Raw genomic sequence first — 1,733 nt, 5'->3', positions numbered from 1 at the left:
ATGACTGAAAGTCTTATCTTCAAATTGATGCATATTCCAAGTTTACATGATATTTTTTATGCCAAGGGAGTTGCCATCATCGGCGCTTCTGCGAATCCATTGAAACCTGGATATAAAATATTACAAAATTTACTGAATTTTAACTACAGTGGCGGCATATTTCCCGTAAATCCAAGGTCTGAAAGCATTCTCGGGCTAAAATGCTACAGATCAGTACTCGACATCGAAGGCGAAGTGAACATTGCCATATTCACGGTACCGGCCCAGGAGGTCATCAGGATCTCCAGGGAGGAGCTCGTGAGGAGGAGAATGGAGAGGGGGGATATCATGGGGGCGGTAGTAATAGGGGGAGGTTTCAGGGAGATGGGGGAGGAGGGGGCGGTGCGCGAGGCCGAGCTGAGGAGCATCTTCATTTCCTCGGGCATGAGACTAATAGGCCCTAATTGTCAGGGGCTCATCAATGTCGAAACAGGATTAAATACGACGTTCGATACCGAGGTTAAGCCGAAAGCGGGCGGCGTGAGCATAGCCACACAGAGCGGGGCGCTAGGAAATGGCGTGGTTAGGATGGCCACGGCCCGCGGCCATTTCGGTCTGGACAAGTTCCTTTCGTTTGGTAACATGGGGGATGTCGACGCGGCAGAGGCCATGGAATATTACGCCGAGTTGCCCACGACGAAGGTGATAGCAGCCTATCTGGAGGACGTGCCGGATGGCAGGAGGTTCTTTGGCGCGCTCAGGAAGGGAGCCAGCAGGAAACCCGTGGTCGTCCTTAAGGCGGGGCGCACCCAAGTTGGAGCTCAGGCAGCAAGCTCGCACACGGGCGCATTATCAAGCGAGGATCGTCTGTGGGATGCGGTAATAAGGCAGGCAGGCGCAGTGAGAGCTTACACGCTGAAGGAGTTCTACGATATCATAAGATTGTTTGAGAAACTGCCTCCCTTTCGGGGCCCAAGGGTGGCGGTATTAACCGTAGTAGGAGGACCCGGCACGCTCTGCGTCGATCGCATCTCCAATTCCAGGAACATAAGTATGGCAAGGTTCTCCGAGGATACCAAAAAGAAACTGGCGGAGATACTCGCGCCCACCGCAACTGTGGGGAGACCAGATGGATACGTGGACATGACGGGATCGGTGACCGATGAGTTGCATGGCGAGGCGCTTGAGATCGTGCTGAAGGACGAGGGGGTGGATGCTGTGGTGTTTCTGGAGGAACCGCCATCCTACCTCTCTAGCGCGTGGGCTTCCACGGTAGTGGGCGCGTATTCCAGGCAGAAATCCGAGGCGGCGAAGCCGGTTGTGGCGGTCGTGGTTGCCGGGGACGCCGTCATCGAGCATATCAGGGTACTGGAAGAAGGGGGAATACCCACATTCGAACAGCCGGAGGCCGCCGTGGACGCCCTGGATAAGGTGATCGGGTACTACATGCGCAGGAGGGCAGTGGAAGAGCCCGCGCCCTACTCGCGGTCGACCCATGGTGCGTGAACGAGGATCGGGGGCAGTATGTGGTGCCAGGCAGCTCCCCGCGGCTCGCGTGTGCACGCCGGCGATAGATCGTATTATTAAAGTTAGATTAATATCAATCTAATCTAACTTGAACCTGGCTTTCAATGCCGCGCAATGTTATTAGGGGTGCCCGATAATGATGTGGATCACAACCAGTACTTCCGAAAGTACCTTTTAGATGATACTGGATATCGAATTGTATAGCGCTATCACGAGCGATGGAGCCC

The 1,733-nt window shown here is 54.5% G+C and carries 1 protein-coding gene; it reads left to right on the top strand.

Annotated features, from left to right (window positions below):
- Nucleotides 1-1,485: CoA-binding protein (locus tag ABJK56_RS01140; RefSeq protein WP_347242830.1), on the top strand; the 1,485-nt coding region annotated here is incomplete at its 5' end.
- Between the last annotated feature and the right edge of the window lie 248 nt (nucleotides 1,486-1,733).

The sequence above is a fragment of the Thermogutta sp. genome, assembly GCF_039793925.1.
Taxonomy (GTDB): domain Bacteria; phylum Planctomycetota; class Planctomycetia; order Pirellulales; family Thermoguttaceae; genus Thermogutta.
The sequence above is the reverse complement of the archived record's forward strand: the minus strand, read 5'-3'. Positions and strand labels throughout refer to the sequence as shown.